Genomic DNA, 16,226 nt, shown 5'->3' with positions numbered 1-16,226 from the left:
CCGGCCGGACGGTCAGCCGCCGAGGATGACGGCGGTGCGGATCAGCGCCAGGCCGAGCAGCGCCGCCACGACCACCGCGCCGCCGGCGAACTGCACCAACGTCCGCCGGGACCGTGGGGCGTACGCGAACACGAGCGCCACCAGCCCGCCGACCACCAGCCCGCCCAGGTGCCCGGGGATCGAGATGCCGGGCACGGTGAACGTGAAGACCAGGTTGATCACCAGGATGGGGAGCACCTGGGAGATGTCCCGCCCCATCTTGCGTTCGATGACCACCAGCGCGGCGAAGAGGCCGAAGATCGACGTGGACGCGCCGGCGGTGAGCTGGTTCTGCTCGCTGAACAGGTAGGCGGCGACGTTCCCGCCCAGCCCGGAGACGAGGTAGAGCACGCCGAACCGCAGCGGCCCGAGACTGGCCTCCAGCGACCGGCCCAGCACCCACAGCGCCCACATGTTCAGCAGCAGGTGGACCACGCCGTAGTGCAGGAACATGGCGGTGACCAGGCGGTACCACTCGCCCTCGGCGATGCCGCCGACCGTGCCGTCGGGGAAGATCGCGCCGCCGAGCACCGAGCCCCAGTCGGTCAGCGGGGTGCTGCCGCCCATCAGGCCGCCGAAGCCGGAGCCGCCGACCGCCGCGTCCCCGCCCCGGTCCGAGGCGATGGAGAGCAGCATCATCAGCACGTTCAGCGCGATCAGCGCCTTGGTGACGTAGCCGTGCCGGCCGGCGGCACCGCCACCGAAGACGGTGCGCGCCGGCCGCACGCTACGACGTCCCTCCGCCACGCACTCCGGGCACTGGAACCCGACCGACGCCTCCCGCATGCAGTCCGGGCAGATCGGCCGGTCGCAGCGGGTGCACCGGACGTACGTCTCCCGGCCGGGGTGCCGGTAGCAGACCGGGGTGACCGGCGGCGACTCGCTCACCGCGCCCGCCCGCCGACGCGGGCCGCGCGGCCCGCCAACCGGTCCCGACCTTCGGAGCGCTCAGTCATGTGGGCAAAGGTACCTCGCGGACGACTCAGGCAGCGGAGCGCTCGATCTCGACCCGCTCGATGACGACGTCCTGCAGCGGCCGGTCGTTCGGGCCGGTCGGGGTGTTGGCGATCGAGTCGACGACCTTCGCGGACTGCTCGTCGGCCACCTGGCCGAAGATGGTGTGCCGGTTGTTCAGGTGCGGCGTCGGCGAGACGGTGATGAAGAACTGCGAGCCGTTCGTGCCCGGCCCGGCGTTCGCCATGGCCAGCAGGTACGGCCGGTCGAAGCGCAGCTCCGGGTGGAACTCGTCGGCGAACTTGTACCCCGGGCCACCGCGGCCGGTGCCCGTCGGGTCGCCCATCTGGATCATGAAGCCGCTGATCACCCGGTGCGAGATGGTGCCGTCGTAGTACGGCCCACTGCCCGGCTGGCCCGTGCGCGGGTCGGTGTATTCGCGGTTGCCCTCGGCCAGGTCGACGAAGTTCTTGACGGTCTTCGGCGCGTGGTTGGGGAAGAGCTCCAGCCGGATCGGGCCAGCGTTGGTGTGCAAGGTGGCGTAGACAGCCTCGGCCACGGGTACTCCTCACTCGTTGGTCAGTTCCATGCGGATCCTCCCATGTGCCCGATCTGGCAGTGCGGAGGCATCCGAAGGTGGAGGATGACGAAGGAACAACTCCCAGGAGGTGGGACCGTGTTTGGAATCGGGCGGCGTAAGACTCAGGGGCAGCTGGCCAAGGCGGAGCTGAACCAGGGCCTCGGTCACCTGAGGCAGGCCGCGACGTACGCCGCGAAGGGCACCGGCGCCACCGTCGGCCCGCGGGTCCAGGCGGCCCGGAGCGCCGTCGCGCCGACCGCCGTCATCGTGCGCGACCGCGCGTCCAGCGGTCTCGCGTCCACGGTCGCCGCGCTCGCACCGCTGGCCCTGGCCGTCCGCAAGGCCCAGGCCGAGGCGGCGGGCAAGGCGGTCACCGGCAGGAAGGCCGCCGCAGCCAAGCAGGCCGCGGTCACCAGGAAGGTCAAGGCGAAGAACATGAAGGCTTCCCGGAAGAAGAACACGCGGCGCGGCGGGTCCATGTTGACCGGTCTCCTCGCGGCCGGCGCGGTGGCCGGCGTCGCCGCGATGGCGATGCGTCGCCGCCGCGAGCAGCGGGAGTGGGCCGAGTACGACCCGACCCGCACGCTGGAACCGATGCGCGACGAGGTGGAGACGATGGAGGTCCGGACCCCGGTGACCGGTGCCTCGACGATGTCGGGATCGAGCGTGGCCGGCGGCCCGACCGGCGCCGGAGGCTCGGCGGTGGCCGGCGGCGACAGCGCCTCCACCGCCAAGCAGCCGACGATCCACCCGACGGACAAGGTCCCGTCGGTGGCCGAGGGCGCCAAGGACGTGTCGGGCCGCCCGGCGGACAACCTGACCGAGGCGCTTGGCAAGGGCGCCAAGACCAACGGGCGCCGCTGACGCCCCGAAGTTCCCGGAAAGCGCCGGCAGAGCGGGTCACCCCGCGCCGCCGGCGCTTCCGCGTCCCGCCCCCGGTCAGAGCCAGCCGTTGCGGCGGAACCAGCGGTAGAGGGCCAGCGAGATCGCGAGCATGAGGGCCAGCACGACCGGATAGCCGTACGTCATCCGCAGCTCCGGCATGACGTCGAAGTTCATGCCGTAGATGCCGGCGATGGCGGTCCAGACGGCGGCGATGGCCGCCCACGCGGCGATCTTGCGCATGTCGTTGTTCTGGTCGACCGTGACCTGGGCCAGCCGGGCCTGGAGGATGGAGTTGAGCAGGTCGTCGTAGGAGTTGACCTGCTCGACGGTGCGGCTGAGGTGGTCCTGCACGTCGCGGAAGTAGCGGCGGATCTCGTCGGGCACGTCCCGGTTCAGCTGCGCGGTGAGCGTCATCAGCGGGCGTTGCAGCGGCGCCACCGCCCGCTTGAACTCCACCAGTTCCCGCTTCATCTGGTAGATCCGCTGGATCCGGCCGCTCGACTGGCGGTCGAACACCTCGGCCTCCAGCGTGTCGAGGTCGTCCTCCAGCCGGTCGGCGACCTCCAGGTAGATGTCCACCACCCGGTCGGTCACCGCGTACGCCACCGACCAGGGCCCGTGGAGCAGCAGGTCCTGCTTCGTCTCCAGGTCGGCCCGGACGGGGGCCAGCCGGCAGGCGTCCCCGTGCCGGACGCTGATCAGGAAGTTCGGCCCGATGAAGAGCATCACCTGGCCGGTCTCGACGACCTCGGAGTTCTCGGTCAGCTCGGCGTGCTCGCAGTAGCGCGCGGTCCGCAGCACCAGGAAGCTGACCTCGCCGAACTGCTCCAGCTTGGGGCGCTGCTGCGCCTTGACCGCGTCCTCGACAGCCAGCTCGTGCAGGCCGTAGGTGGCGGCGATGGCGGTCATCTCGGCCAGCTCCGGTTCGTGCAGGCCGAGCCAGACGAAGCCGTTCTCCTCGCGGCGGGCCGCGGCGAGCGCGTCGGCGTACCGCCAGTCGCCGGGCTGCCGCCGGCCGTCGACGTAGAGGGCGCAGTCGACCACCGCGCTGCGCTGCGGGCCGGCCGGCGTCGAGGGAGCCTGGAGGCCGTCGGGGTTGAGTCGGCGGGTCATCGCCCGCACGGGCGCCGCCCAGTCCCGGGGCCTGAGCACCCGCCCGCCGTTCGGCGAGGCCGTCCGTCCCCGCTGCCCCCGGTCCGTCATCACGCCCCCTCCCCACGCGCTGCCGCGGCTAGCAGGGTACGCCGCCGTCGACGGTCACGGGCGGTGACGATCGACCGTGGTGGCGCCGGGCGGGCCGGGCCGCATCAGGGGGGTGAGGGGACGACACGGCCCACCCGGCACCCTTGGGGGCGGGGGTTGTGCTGCTCGCGTCGCTCCGCGTGCCGCCCGGCGGGGGCCGGGTCGGGCTCGTCGTCGGGCGCGGCGTGGGCCGGCGCCGGACGGTGAGTTGCGCTACGTGGTGAGTGACGCTCGCAGCATTGTGGGCCACCGGCCGCCCCGGCGGGAGTCCCGGGACGGCCGGTATCGCTGCACTGTCAGAAATCCGACAGAAAATCAGCCCCGTACGGCCGCCATGGCCTCCGCCAGCCGCCGGACGCCCTCGTCGATCCGGTCGGCGGTCACCGCCGAGTACGCCAGCCGCAGGGCGTGCCGCCCGCCGTCGACCACGAAGTCGCTGCCCTTGACCACGGCGACGCCGCGCTCGGCGGCGGCCGGGGCGAGCCTGTCGACCTCGACGTCCTCGGGCAGCTCGACCCAGAGGAAGTAGCCGCCGTCCGGCTCCACGAACCGGGCCTCGGGGATGTGCCGGCGCAGCGACTCGGCCAGCACCCGGGCCCGCTCGCCGAGTGCGGCGCACACCGTCTCGATCGAGCGCTCGATGTCGCCGGAGACGCAGAACTGGTGCACGATCGCCTCGGAGACCATGCCGGGCGAGATGTAGAGGCTCGTCGCCTTCTTCGCGATGTCGGCGATCAGGTCCGCCGGGCCGACCAGGTAGCCGACCCGTACCCCCGGGCAGACCGTCTTGGTGAAGCTGGAGGCGTGCACCACGACGTTGCGGGTGTCGAGCGAGAGCATCGACGGCAGCGCCTCGCCCCGGAACCGGATGTCGGCGTACGGATCGTCCTCGAAGATCGTGAACTCGTACTCGGCGGCGAGGTCGAGCAGCTCACGGCGCTTCTCCAGGCTCAGCGTCACGCCGGCCGGGTTCTGGTAGTTCGGGATGACGTGCGCGAGCCGGGGGCGCACCCCGGACTCCAGCAGCTTGCGCAGCTCGGCGGTGTCGAGGCCGTCCGGCTGGACGGAGATGCCGTGCAGGTCGCCACCCATCCGCTGGAGGTTGAGCAGGGTCCGGTCGTACGTCGGGCGCTCCACCACCACCGCGTCGCCGGGGCGGACCAGGTGGTCGAAGAGGAACGCGTCGGCCTGCAACGACCCGTTGGTGATGAGCACCTGGTCGGCCGAGACCCCGTGCTTCTCGGCGATCCACTTCCGTAGCGGGAGGTAGCCGGCGGAGGTGCCGTACGCCGTCACCCCGGCGGGGTCGGCGTCGAACGCGCGGACGGCGGCGGCCTTGAGCCCCTCGACATCGACGATGTCCAGCGAGGGAGCGCCACGGGCGAAGGAGATCAGCTGCTCGGCGGTCATGGCTGTTCAGCGTACGGAAGGCGGTGGGGTGCGCGCCGACGGCACGGCGATGTCCGCATCCTGAGCCACCGGGACGGGTGACCCGCGTCAACCGGTCGGTGGCAGATCAGACCGGAAGGCCGAGCGGGTCGTGCTGCGCCTCGCGGGAAAGCCCGTCCACGTGCAGCCCGAGCGCCGCGATGAGCTGGCCCCGGTCGAAGTAGGACCGCCAGGCCGAGACCCTCCCGCGCCGCACGCGCCGCGCATGAGGACCTCCCCGCGGGGTCGCGGCCCGCCCGCGCCCGCAGGGAATCCCTACCCGTCGATCGGCCGGGCCACACCCGTGCCGGCTCGGCCGCTCAGCTCGCGTCGACCATCCGGCTGGCCGCCCAGACCCGCATGATGTCGCGTACGGAGATCACGCCGGCCACCTCGCGCCCGTCGAGCACCACCAGGTGCCGGAAGCCGCCCCGGGCCATCGCGGCGGCGGCCTCCTCCACCGTCCACTCCGGCCCGGCGTAGACCACGTCCCAGGTGAGGTGGGCGCCTGTCCGCTCGACGTCGCAGTCCAGGCCGGCGCCGATGGCCTTGAGCACGTCGCGTTCGGTCATGATGCCGATTCCCTCGGAGTCGGGATCGATCACGACCGCCGACCCGACGCCGCGGGCCGACATCATCCGGGCCGCCTGACGGAGCGTGTGCTCCGGGCCGACCACGAGGACCTCGCTGGACATCGCTTCCCGTACCTGCATCACGCATCACCCCTGTGGGACGGTGGCATCCGGTAGGGGACATGGTCCGCTCCGGATGTTTCCGGGACAAGACCGGGCATCGCCGCGACGCCCGACCGCTCGCTACTGTCGTGGCGTGTCCACCGAGCCTCTGCGCTGCGCCGGCGCGCTGATCGTCGACGACGAGGGCCGCCTCTTCGTCCAGCGACGGTCTCCCGACCGTCGCATCTTTCCCAACTGCTGGGACATCGTCGGCGGCCACCTGGAACCGGGCGAGGACGTGGACGACGCGCTGCGCCGGGAGGTGACCGAGGAGACCGGCTGGACGGTGTCGCACGTGCTCGGCCACGTCGGGGAGTACCGCTACGTCGCCGACGACGGCCTGGAGCGGATCGAGAGCGACTGGCTGGTCCGGGTCGACGGCGACCTCGCCCGGCCGACGCTGGAGGCGGGCAAGCACACCGAGTTCCGGTGGCTCGCCGCCGACGAGGTCGACCTGCTCGACGAGCACCGCGACGTCAACGACGGCCTGATCCGGCGGATCGCGGAGGAAGCCTTCGCCGCCCTGCGTTCGATCGGTCTGTGAACGACACCGTCGAGCTGGCGCCGCACCGGTTCGCCGGCCTGGTCGCCCCGGCGGTGGACCGGGCCTTCGTCGCCGGCATGCTGGCCGGCCGCGGCGGTGGCGGCGCGGAGCTGAGCCAGCGGTACGGCGGGCCGGCGGCCACCGGCTTCCTGCTGGAGTTCCGCACCCGCCTCGCGGCGCCCGGCGGGACGGTCGACGAGGCCGGGTTCGCGGCGGTCACCCGCTACCGGGATCCGGCCGACTGCCGGCGGGCCCTGGACAAGCAGGTGGCGTACGGGATGATCCACCGCAGCCCCGACGGCGGGCTCTCCGCCACCGAACGCGGGCTGGCCTTCCTCGCCGAGATCTGGCAGGTGCACGCCGAGGTGACCGAGGAACTCTGGGCCGGGCACGACGACCGTGTGCTCCGGCTGGTGGAGGCGCTCGGCCGGGTGCTCGCGTACGCGCTGGTGCTCGCCGAGGACGAGGACGCCGACGACGGGGCCGCGTTCGCCGCGATGGCGCCGCCGTACGAGCCGGACGGCACCCCGCCCGGCGTGCTGCTGCTCAACCGGCTGGGCACGCTGCGTTACCACCGGGCCGACGCGCACGCCGCCGCCTGGACCGCCGCCGGGCACACCGCGGCGAGCGTCGCCGCCCTGCCGCCCGGGCCGGAGCAGCTCGCCATCGAGCTGGAGACCGACCGGCGGGCCGCCGGCCCGTACGCCGTGCTGACCGCCGAGGAGCGGCTGGCGATGCTGGCGGACCTGGCGGCGCTGCCCGGCTGACCCGGTTGGCCACAGCGGCGCAGTCACGCGGCGCTATCCTCCAGCGGTGACCGGGAGTCGTACGAGGGAGGACGCCTCAATGATCGGGATGGTGCTCGCGGCCGGGGCGGGGCGCCGGCTGCGCCCGTACACCGACACCCTGCCGAAGGCGCTGGTGCCGGTGGACGGTGACACCACCATCCTGGACATCGCGCTGCGGAACCTGGCCGAGGTGGGGCTCACCGAGATCGTGATCGTGGTCGGCTACGCGGCCGACGCGGTGCGCGAGCGGCAGGCCGACCTGGAGAAGCGGTACGGCGTCACGCTGACCCTGGTGCACAACGACAAGGCCGAGGAGTGGAACAACGCGTACTCGCTCTGGCTGGCCCGGGAGCACTTCGCCCGGGGCGTGCTGCTGGTCAACGGCGACACCGTGCACCCGGTGAGCGTGGAGAAGACCCTGCTGGCCGAGCGCGGCCCGGGCATCCTGCTCGCCGTCGACACGATCAAGGCGCTGGCCGAGGAGGAGATGAAGACCACCTTCGACGCGGCCGGCCAGCTCACCCGGATCACCAAGATCATGGACCCGGGCGAGGCGTACGGGGAGTACATCGGCGCGACGCTGATCGAGCCGCAGGTGGCCGACGCCCTCGCCGACGCGTTGGAGGCGACCTGGCGGCGCGACCCGAACCTCTACTACGAGGACGGCTACCAGGAGTTCGCCGACCGGGGCGGTGAGGTGCGGGCGGCGCCGATCGGGGACGTCTCCTGGGTCGAGGTCGACAACCACGCCGACCTGGCCCGCGCGCGGGAGATCGCGTGCCGCTACTAGCCCGTACCGTCAACACCCCGCTCGCGATCGAGGTGCGGCGGGGGGCGGTGGCCGACCTGGGGCCGCTCCTGGCCGACCGGCGGATCTCCGCCGGCGGGGACGTGGCGGTGGTGGTCGGGCCGGGGCAGGGCGAGCGGATCGTCGAGCTGTGCCGGCCCACCCTGGGCTCGGCCGACGTGTTCACGGTGGCCGGGGGCAGCCTCGACTCCGCCAACGAGCTGGGCGACCAGCTCCGCCGCCGCAACTACGACGCGGTGGTCGGCATCGGCGGCGGCAAGACCATCGACACCGCGAAGTACGCCGCCAGCCGGTACGGCATCCCGATGGTGACCGTGGCGACCAGCCTGGCCAACGACGGGATCGCCTCGCCGGTGGCCTCCCTGACCCACGAGGGCGGCAAGGGCTCCTACGGCGTGCACATCCCGATCGCGGTCATGGTCGACCTGGACTTCGTGGAGCACGGGCCGGACCGGCAGACCCAGGCGGGCATCGGCGACGCGGTGAGCAACCTGAGCGCCTGCGCCGACTGGGAACTCGCCCACCAGGTGCGCGGCGAGCCGATCGACGGCCTGGCGGTGACCCTGGCCCGGACGGGCGCCGAGGCGCTGATCAACCACCCCGGGAAGATCACCGACGACGGCTTCCTCACCACGCTGGCCGAGGCGCTGATCCTGGGCGGCATCTCGATGTCGATCTGCGGTTCCAGCCGGCCCGCGAGCGGCGGCGACCACGAGATCTCGCACGCGATCGACCGGCTCTTCCCCGGCACCGGCTCGCACGGCGAGCAGGCCGGGGTCGGCGCGCTGTTCTGCACGTTCCTCCGGGGCGACCTGGAGCGGTTCGGGCAGTTGGCCCGCTGCCTGCACCGGCACGGGCTGCCGACGGGCCCGGCGGGCCTCGGGCTCACCGACGAGCAGTTCGTCGAGGCGGTCGACTTCGCGCCGCGTACCCGGCCGGACCGCTACACCATCCTCGAACACCTGGCGATGTCGCCTACCGAGATCCGGGAGCGGCTGGCAGACTACGCCGGTGCAATCCGCGACCACCTTGGCTGAGCCCCGCCCCACCGTCACCGACTTCCACCGGGTGAACCGGGGTGGCGGCCTGTTCAGCGAATCGGTCAGCCAGTGGCTGGGCGCGGTCTTCGCGCTCGTCGCCCAACGCCTCGGGCTGCGCCCGACCGCGCTGACCATCACCAACCTGGTGCTCGGCCTGGCCACCTCGGTCACCGTGGTCGCGCTCGCCGGCCGGGTCGCCGCGGGCGACGTGCCGGCCTGGGCGGTCGGGCTGCTCGCCCTGGTCGGCTGGCAGGTCGCGTACGCCCTGGACTGTGCCGACGGTCAGCTCGCCCGGGTGACCGGGCAGGGCAGCGCGGCCGGCGCCCGGGTCGACGTGCTCTGCGACGTGGCCGCCCAGATCGCCCTCGTCGCCGCGCTGGCGGCGACGGCGGTGGCGCAGGAGCCGTCCACGCCGAGCTGGCTCGTCGCGATCTTCGCCGGTACCTGGATGGTCAACCTGGTCACCTCGGTGATGCAGGCCGGCCCGAACGCGGCCAGCATGGTCACCTCGACCTCGCTGCCCGTACGCCTGGTGAAGCTGGTCCGCGACTACGGCGCGGTGATCTTCGCCGCCGGCCTGGTGCTGATGTTCGCCCCCGCCCTCGCCCTCTGGGTGATGGTCGCCTTCACGATCGTCAACGGCGGCTTCCTGCTCGCCAGCATCGCCTTCTCCGCCCGCGCCTCGCTGCGCTGAGGGGAACATCCGACCACTCCCCGGTCCGCCCGGCTGCCACCACCACCCGGCCTGGCACCCGGCACCGGGCATCCGACACCGAACACCGGCGGGGCAGTTACCCTCCGTTATCGTGGCACTTAAGGCGATATTTTGGACATCGCGCGAGAGCGAATGCAATCACGCTCAGTGAAGCAAGCCGCTCCCTGACGGACAGTCACGCGGAGCGACGGTCGAATGGCTCGTCGGCACGGTCCGCGTCCCACCGGAGCGACGGCGGTTCTGCGGCCGATTGAGGGCCGGCAGCCTCGGAAGCCGACCGAGGGCCGGCCGGCTCAGCGACCGGCCGGCGTGCCGGTGCGCAGGACACCGGCGTAGATGTCGAGGAGTTGCTTGGTGACCACGTCGGGATGGAAGGTGCGCTCGTAGCGCAGCCGGGCGGCCGGCGCCAGCCCCGCGGCCCCGGCGGCGGCCACCGGCAGGGCGGCGGCCAACGCCGCCGGCTCGGGAGGCGCCACCCAGCCGGCCTCGCCCCGCCGCACACCCGCCGGCAGGGACGCGGGCCCGGGCGTCGGCCCGTCCCCGGCGACGGCGGAGGCGACGGCGGCCGGTCCGGTGCCGGCCGGCTCGCGGGGCGCGTCCGCGCCGACCAGGTAGGGGATGCCGCCGAGCGCGGTGCCGAGCACCGGGCGGCCGGCGGCGAGCGCCTCGATGATCACGGTGGGCAGCACGTCGTGCCAGGTCGAGGTGGCCAGCACCACCGCGCTCGCCTCCAGCGCGGCGCGCACCCCCGCCCGGTCCAGCGGCCCGAGGAAGGTCACGTCCGCCCGGTCCGCGGCCGCCGCCTCCACCAGCGGGCGCAGCTCGCCGTCGCCCGCGATGCGCAGCGGGCCGAGGGCCCCGTCCGGGTGTCGTCGCCAGGCGTCCAGCAGCAGGTCCAGCCCCTTCTCCGGGGAGAGCCGGCCGAGGAAGAGGAACCCCTCGCCCAGCGGGGCGGGGCGGCCCGGGTCGGGGATCGCGTTCGGCTTGACCACGATCCGCCCGGCCGGGATGCCGTAGTCGCTCAGGTGGTCGGCGACCGCCGAGGTGAGCGCGATGAACCGGTCCACCGAGCGCCACGTGCCGCGATGCACGGCCAGCGTGGTCGCCATCAGCGCGCTCTGCGCCCGCGAGCCCCGGTAGCAGCGGTGCACGATCGCCGGCACGCCCAGCGCCCGGCCCCGGCAGTCCTGGCAGATCATCCCGTCCCGGAAGTAGAGCCCGGAGGAGCAGACCTGCCGGTAGTTGTGCACCGTCTGCACCACCGGCACGCCGTGCCGGTGCGCGGTCCGCACCACCCAGGGCGAGATCAGGGGGTACGGGTTGTGCAGGTGCAGCACGTCCGGCCGGTGCTCGGTGATCAGCCGGCTCAGGTCCTCCTGCGCGCGGGGCGCCCAGATGGGGGAGATCGGCAGCAGCGCCTTGGCCGACTTCGGCATCGTCGGGATCTCGTCCGAGCTGCGGATGAACGGCAGCACCTCGACGCCGGCCGCCGTCAGCTGGGCGATCTCCACGTCGACGATCGTGTTCTCACCGGACGGCTGGGCTTCCCGGTACCGGTTGTGCGCCACCACGATTCTCACGGGAAAGAAGGCTACCGTTGGCTGGTGCCCGAACTACCGGAGGTTGAGGCGCTCGCGGGTTACCTGCGCGAGCGCGCGGTGGGGCGGCGCGTCGACCGGGTCGAGGTCGCCGCGATCAGCGCCCTGAAGACGTACGACCCGGCACCGACCGCTGCGGCCGGGCGGGCCGTGGTGGACGCCCGCCGGCACGGCAAGTTCCTCGACGTGGTGCTCGACGGCGACCTGCACGTGGTGGTGCACCTGGCGCGGGCGGGCTGGCTGCACTACCGGGAGGCGTTCCCGTCCGCCGCCCCGCTGCGCCCCGGCAAGGGCCCGGTCGCCCTGCGGGTACGCCTCGACGACGGCTCCGGCTTCGACCTGACCGAGGCCGGCACCCAGAAGAGCCTCGCCGTCTACCTGGTCACGGACCCGGCGACGGTGCCCGGGGTGGCCCGGCTCGGCCCCGACGCCCTCACCGCCGACCCGGCCACCTTCGCCGAGCGGATGCGCAGCCGCAAGGGCCAGGTCAAGGGGGTGCTCACCGACCAGACGGTGCTGGCCGGCGTCGGCAACGCGTACTCCGACGAGATCCTGCACGCGGCGAAGCTGTCGCCGTTCGCGCTGACCAACCGGCTGACCGACGACCAGCTCGCGGCCCTGCACGCGGCCACCCGGGAGGTGCTCGGCGACGCGGTGCGCCGGTCGGTCGGGCAGAAGGCGGCCGAGCTGAAGGGCGAGAAGCGCTCGGGACTGAAGGTGCACGCCCGGACCGGGCAGCCCTGTCCGGTCTGCGGCGACACCGTCCGCGAGGTCTCGTTCGCCGACTCCAGCCTCCAGTACTGCGCCACCTGTCAGACCGGCGGCAAGCCCCTCGCTGACCGTCGGTTGTCCCGGCTCGTACGGTGAGTGACGACACTTGCCCACTACGGAGAGGAATCGACCCTCTCGCTCCGAAGGTCGGAGTCGGAGCTCTACCGGGGCCGCAATCCATCGGTATAGTGGCTCGGTCCCCGGCTTCTGAAATGGCGCGGAGCCGGCCAGACGCCAGGCGGCACCACACCGGCGCAATGTCCCTCGGGTCGGCGTACGGGTCGGCACCGCGTGGGAGACTGGGACGGTGGGCGACCCGGGCCCTCACGGCGAGTGAGCGGCACGTGTCATGCGGGAGGACATGGGTGAGGTGACGACAAGCCTCCAGCGCCCGGTAACCAACACAGGCCGGAGCAAACTCGTGCGGCACGTCGACAGCTTCGAGATCCAGCCGCCGGCGTCGCCGTCCCCCAACGGCGTGCCCCGGTCGGCGTGGGCCCGGGCCCGCCGCCGGGTGTCGCGCTGGCACCGCCCCTACATCACCCTCCTGCTGCTGCTCGACTTCGCGGCCGCCGCGGTCGCCAGCCTGATCGCCATCGAGACGTTCGACCAGTCGCGGGCGGGCTTCTACAACGCCGAGCAGGATCCGACGTGGTTCCACACGGTGGCGTTCGTGCTGCTGCCGCTCGGCTGGGTGGTCAGCCTCTGGGCCAACCGGGCCTACGACCGGCGCTACCTGGGCCTCGGGCCGGACGAGTACAAGCGGGTCATCCGGGCCGGCGTGGCCGTCACGGCGACGGTGTCCTTCCTCGCCTTCGCCACCAAGACCGACCTGTCCCGTTACACGGTCGGCACCGCCCTGCTCGCCGCGCTGCTGCTGATCCTGCTGAACCGGATGCTCTGCCGCTTCGTGCTGCACGTGGTCCGGCGCAACATCGGCCAGGCCGGCCACCGGATGGTGCTGGTCGGCACCCTGCCGGAGTGCCTGGAGGTCTACACCGCGGTCACCCGCAACCCGGCCGCCGGGCTGGTGCCGGTCGCCATCCATGTCACCGACGGCTACGCGGCCGCCAAGGGCATCGAGACCCCGGTCCCGGTGTACGCGGGCCGGGACGTCCTTGCCCTCGTCCGCGAGGTGGGCGGCGACACGATCGCGGTCTGCGGCTCGGCCAGCGCCGAACCGGGCGAGCTGCGCCGGCTGGCCTGGCAACTGGAGGGCTCCGGCGTCGACCTGGTCGTCGCCCCGCAGCTCACCGACATCGCCGGCCCCCGGGTGCACATCCGGCCGATCGAGGGCCTGCCGCTGCTGCACGTCGAGGAGCCCACCCTGTCGGGGCCGGCGCTGCTCGCCAAGAACCTGATGGACCGGGTGGCCGCCGGGCTGGGCCTGCTGCTGCTGGTCCCGGTCTTCCTGGCCATCGGGATCGCGATCCGCCTCTCCGACCCCGGCCCGGTGTTCTTCCGCCAGCCCCGGGTCGGCCACGAGGGCCGCACCTTCCGGGTCTGGAAGTTCCGCACCATGTACGTGGACGCGGAGGACCGGCTGGCCAGCCTGGTCGACCAGAACGAGACCGACGGCATGCTGTTCAAGATGAAGCAGGACCCGCGGGTCTTCCCGGTGGGCCGCTTCCTGCGGGCCTCGTCGCTGGACGAGCTGCCCCAGCTGATCAACGTGCTCAAGGGCGAGATGTCGCTGGTCGGGCCGCGCCCGCTGCCCGCCGACGACGGCGACTTCCTCGGCGACGTGCGTCGGCGCCTGCTGGTCCGGCCGGGCATGACCGGGCTGTGGCAGGTCTCCGGCCGCTCCGACCTGTCCTGGGACGAGGCGGTCCGGCTCGACCTCTACTACGTCGACAACTGGTCGCTGGCGTACGACCTGAGCATCCTGTGGCGCACGGTCGGGGTGGTGCTCGCCCGCAAGGGCGCGTACTGACCCCTTGGCGAGCGGGCCGCCAGGGGCCAGGATCGCTGCGTGGGTGGCAACCTCTCGGCCGTCTTCGGCGTCGTCTCGCTGGTCACCGCGCTGGCCGCGGCCCTGTTCGCGGTGGTCCGGCTGCGCGGGCGGCGGGGCATCGCCACGGCCACCCAGCGGGCCACCTACGAGGTGTTGCACACCGCAGGGCTGGCCGCCGAGCCGCTGCGCGCCGGCCTGGGGGCGGCCAACGCGGCGAAGGCCGTACGCCACCTGCGGGCCCTGGTGGGGGCGGCCGGGCTGGCGCTGACGGACCGGGACACGCTGCTCGCCCTGGACGGGCGGGGCGGGCACCACGACGACCAACTGGTCGCGGCGGCCCGGCGGGCCGTGGCGACGGGCCGCTCGACCGTGCTCGGCGACTCGGAGCTGCATTGCGACCGGGTGGACTGCCCGGTGCGCGGCGCGGTGGTCGCCCCGCTGACCGGCGCCGACGGGCGTACGGTCGGCGCGCTGGTCGCGGTCGCCGACGGCCAGCCGGAGCCCGGCCTGGTGCAGGCCACCCTGGAGACGGCGCACTGGGCCGGCAACCAGCTCGCCCTGGCCGAGCTGGACTCCTCCCGGGAGCGGCTGGCCCGCGCCGAGGTGCGCGCCCTGCGCGCCCAGATCAGCCCGCACTTCATCTACAACGCGCTGACCGCGATCGGCTCGTTCGTGCGCACCGACCCCGACCGGGCCCGGGAGCTGATCCTGGAGTTCGCCGAGTTCACCCGGTACTCGTTCCGGGCGCACGGCGAGTTCACCACGCTGGCCGAGGAGCTGCGGTCGATCGACCGCTACCTGACCATCGAGCGGGCCCGGTTCGGCGACCGGCTCCAGGTGCGCCTCCAGATCGCCCCCGAGGTGCTGCCCGTGACCCTGCCGTTCCTCTGCCTGCAACCGCTGGTCGAGAACGCCGTCCGGCACGGGTTGTCCCGCAAGCCGGGCACGGGCATGGTGAGCATCGAGGCCCGGGACGCGGGCACGGAGTGTCACATAACGGTGGAGGACGACGGAGTGGGGATGGATCCGACCGCGCTGACCGCCGGCATCGCCGAGCTGGCCGGCGCCACCGGGGACCCGGGCGACGACCCGGGCCAGCACGTCGGCCTCTCCAACGTCGACGAGCGGCTCCGCTCGGTCTTCGGGGACGGCTTCGGCCTCGTCGTCGAGACGGGCCTCGGTTCGGGGACGAAGGTGAGCATGCGGGTGCCGAAGTTCCACCCCGGCGTACGGGCGGGCTCGTGAGCGCGAGGAGTGAGCCGGGTTTGCGAGCCCCGCAGCCACGAACCGAGGTGGCGCCGTGAGCGCGAGGAGTGAGCCGGGTTTGCGAGCCCCGCAGTCACGAACCGAGGTGGCGCCGTGAGTGGCGGGGTGAACCCGTCCGGTTTCCTCCGGGTGCTGGCGGTCGACGACGAGCCGCCGGCGCTGGACGAGCTGGCGTACCACCTGCGGGCCGACCCCCGGGTGGCCCGGCTGCACACGGCGGGGGACGCCACCGAGGCGCTGCGGGTGCTCCGCGACGTTGACGTGGACGTGGTCTTCCTCGACATCCGGATGCCCGGGCTGGACGGTATGGAGCTGGCCCGGGTGCTGCGCCGGTTCGCCCGCCCACCGGCGATCGTCTTCGTCACCGCGTACGACGACGGGGCGGTGGACGCGTTCGACCTGGGTGCCACCGACTACGTCCGCAAGCCGGTACGCGCCGAGCGCCTCGCCGAGTCGCTGCGCCGGGTGATCGGCGCGCGGGTGGTGCCGTCGCACCCGGCGGCCCTCGCGCGGGCGGAGGAGGATCCGACCATCCCGATCGAGCTGGCCGGCACCACCCGGATGCTGCCCCGCTCGGCGGTGCGCTGGGTGGAGGCGCAGGGCGACTACGCGCGGCTGCACACGGCCGAGGGCTCGCACCTGGTCCGGGTGTCGCTGGCGACCCTGGCCGAGCGCTGGGCGGATGCCGGGTTCGTCCGGATCCACCGGTCGTACCTGGTGCAGCTCAAGCTGATCGCCGAGCTGCGGCTGGCCAACTCCGGCTATGTCGTGGTGGTCGACTCGGCCGAGCTGCCGGTGAGCCGACGGCACACCCGCGAGCTGAAGGACAAGCTGGTCCGCGCGGCGAAGCAGGACTGGAACCGCTGAACGCGGCCGGCCG

The 16,226-nt window shown here is 73.1% G+C and carries 17 protein-coding genes; 10 read left to right on the top strand and 7 right to left on the bottom strand.

Going from position 1 to position 16,226, the window contains the following annotated elements; translation table 11 throughout:
* Positions 1-12: 12 nt before the first annotated feature.
* A complete protein-coding gene (locus ACZ6O2_RS13860) occupies positions 13-927 on the bottom strand; it encodes a rhomboid family intramembrane serine protease (RefSeq protein WP_466023060.1) in 915 nt (304 codons plus the stop codon).
* A 94-nt stretch (positions 928-1,021) separates the two neighbouring features.
* Entirely contained in the window at positions 1,022-1,552 is a 531-nt protein-coding gene (locus ACZ6O2_RS13855) for a peptidylprolyl isomerase (RefSeq protein ID WP_350682508.1), read from the bottom strand.
* Between the two features lie 84 nt (positions 1,553-1,636).
* Between ACZ6O2_RS13855 and ACZ6O2_RS13850 the strand changes: the two genes are divergently transcribed.
* A complete protein-coding gene (locus ACZ6O2_RS13850) occupies positions 1,637-2,437 on the top strand; it encodes a hypothetical protein (protein ID WP_466023059.1) in 801 nt (266 codons plus the stop codon).
* A 75-nt stretch (positions 2,438-2,512) separates the two neighbouring features.
* Here ACZ6O2_RS13850 and corA read toward each other — a convergent pair whose 3' ends face one another.
* From corA to ACZ6O2_RS13830, 4 genes are all read right to left on the bottom strand, one after another.
* Positions 2,513-3,661, bottom strand: coding sequence for a magnesium/cobalt transporter CorA (gene corA, locus ACZ6O2_RS13845; RefSeq protein WP_350702737.1), 1,149 nt, complete (start codon positions 3,659-3,661; stop codon positions 2,513-2,515).
* A 354-nt stretch (positions 3,662-4,015) separates the two neighbouring features.
* Positions 4,016-5,110, bottom strand: a complete 1,095-nt coding sequence (locus tag ACZ6O2_RS13840; protein ID WP_466023058.1) for an aminotransferase-like domain-containing protein — start codon at positions 5,108-5,110, stop codon at positions 4,016-4,018.
* 106 nt (positions 5,111-5,216) lie between these two features.
* Positions 5,217-5,345: a hypothetical protein gene (locus ACZ6O2_RS13835; RefSeq protein ID WP_466023057.1), complete on the bottom strand. Its 129-nt coding sequence runs from the start codon at positions 5,343-5,345 to the stop codon at positions 5,217-5,219.
* A gap of 103 nt (positions 5,346-5,448) precedes the next feature.
* Positions 5,449-5,841: a CBS domain-containing protein gene (locus ACZ6O2_RS13830; protein ID WP_466023056.1), complete on the bottom strand. Its 393-nt coding sequence runs from the start codon at positions 5,839-5,841 to the stop codon at positions 5,449-5,451.
* Between the two features lie 115 nt (positions 5,842-5,956).
* Between ACZ6O2_RS13830 and ACZ6O2_RS13825 the strand changes: the two genes are divergently transcribed.
* From ACZ6O2_RS13825 to ACZ6O2_RS13805, 5 genes are all read left to right on the top strand, one after another.
* The gene (locus ACZ6O2_RS13825) at positions 5,957-6,406 is read left to right on the top strand and encodes an NUDIX domain-containing protein (protein ID WP_350682518.1); all 450 of its coding nucleotides are present in this window, start codon (positions 5,957-5,959) and stop codon (positions 6,404-6,406) included.
* Positions 6,403-7,173: a hypothetical protein gene (locus ACZ6O2_RS13820; protein ID WP_466023055.1), complete on the top strand. Its 771-nt coding sequence runs from the start codon at positions 6,403-6,405 to the stop codon at positions 7,171-7,173. The genes ACZ6O2_RS13825 and ACZ6O2_RS13820 overlap by 4 nt, the downstream gene beginning before the upstream one ends.
* Before the next feature lie 79 nt (positions 7,174-7,252).
* Entirely contained in the window at positions 7,253-7,984 is a 732-nt protein-coding gene (locus tag ACZ6O2_RS13815) for a phosphocholine cytidylyltransferase family protein (RefSeq protein WP_357450650.1), read from the top strand.
* Positions 7,972-9,039, top strand: a complete 1,068-nt coding sequence (locus tag ACZ6O2_RS13810; protein WP_350702621.1) for an iron-containing alcohol dehydrogenase family protein — start codon at positions 7,972-7,974, stop codon at positions 9,037-9,039. The genes ACZ6O2_RS13815 and ACZ6O2_RS13810 overlap by 13 nt, the downstream gene beginning before the upstream one ends.
* Positions 9,014-9,736, top strand: a complete 723-nt coding sequence (locus ACZ6O2_RS13805) for a CDP-alcohol phosphatidyltransferase family protein (protein WP_466023054.1) — start codon at positions 9,014-9,016, stop codon at positions 9,734-9,736. Before ACZ6O2_RS13810 ends, ACZ6O2_RS13805 begins: the two co-directional genes overlap by 26 nt.
* A 314-nt stretch (positions 9,737-10,050) precedes the next feature.
* Here the strand turns inward: ACZ6O2_RS13805 and ACZ6O2_RS13800 are convergent, their stop codons facing one another.
* Entirely contained in the window at positions 10,051-11,337 is a 1,287-nt protein-coding gene (locus tag ACZ6O2_RS13800; protein ID WP_350702617.1) for a glycosyltransferase, read from the bottom strand.
* Positions 11,338-11,361: 24 nt separating this feature from the next.
* Between ACZ6O2_RS13800 and ACZ6O2_RS13795 the strand changes: the two genes are divergently transcribed.
* The 4 genes from ACZ6O2_RS13795 (at position 11,362) to ACZ6O2_RS13780 (ending at position 16,213) form a co-directional block, all read left to right on the top strand.
* Positions 11,362-12,222 carry an Fpg/Nei family DNA glycosylase gene (locus ACZ6O2_RS13795; protein WP_466023053.1) on the top strand — a complete coding sequence of 287 codons (861 nt, stop codon included), beginning with the start codon at positions 11,362-11,364 and terminating at the stop codon, positions 12,220-12,222.
* Positions 12,223-12,487: 265 nt separating this feature from the next.
* Entirely contained in the window at positions 12,488-14,059 is a 1,572-nt protein-coding gene (locus tag ACZ6O2_RS13790) for a sugar transferase (RefSeq protein WP_350702733.1), read from the top strand.
* 39 nt (positions 14,060-14,098) lie between these two features.
* Positions 14,099-15,325 carry a sensor histidine kinase gene (locus ACZ6O2_RS13785; protein ID WP_350702613.1) on the top strand — a complete coding sequence of 409 codons (1,227 nt, stop codon included), beginning with the start codon at positions 14,099-14,101 and terminating at the stop codon, positions 15,323-15,325.
* Positions 15,326-15,451: 126 nt separating this feature from the next.
* On the top strand, positions 15,452-16,213 hold the full coding sequence (locus ACZ6O2_RS13780) for a LytR/AlgR family response regulator transcription factor (protein ID WP_350702732.1): 762 nt from the start codon (positions 15,452-15,454) through the stop codon (positions 16,211-16,213).
* Positions 16,214-16,226 lie beyond the last annotated feature (13 nt).

The organism is Micromonospora sp. NPDC048040 (assembly GCF_055587185.1).
This window is presented reverse-complemented; position numbering and strand designations above follow the sequence as displayed.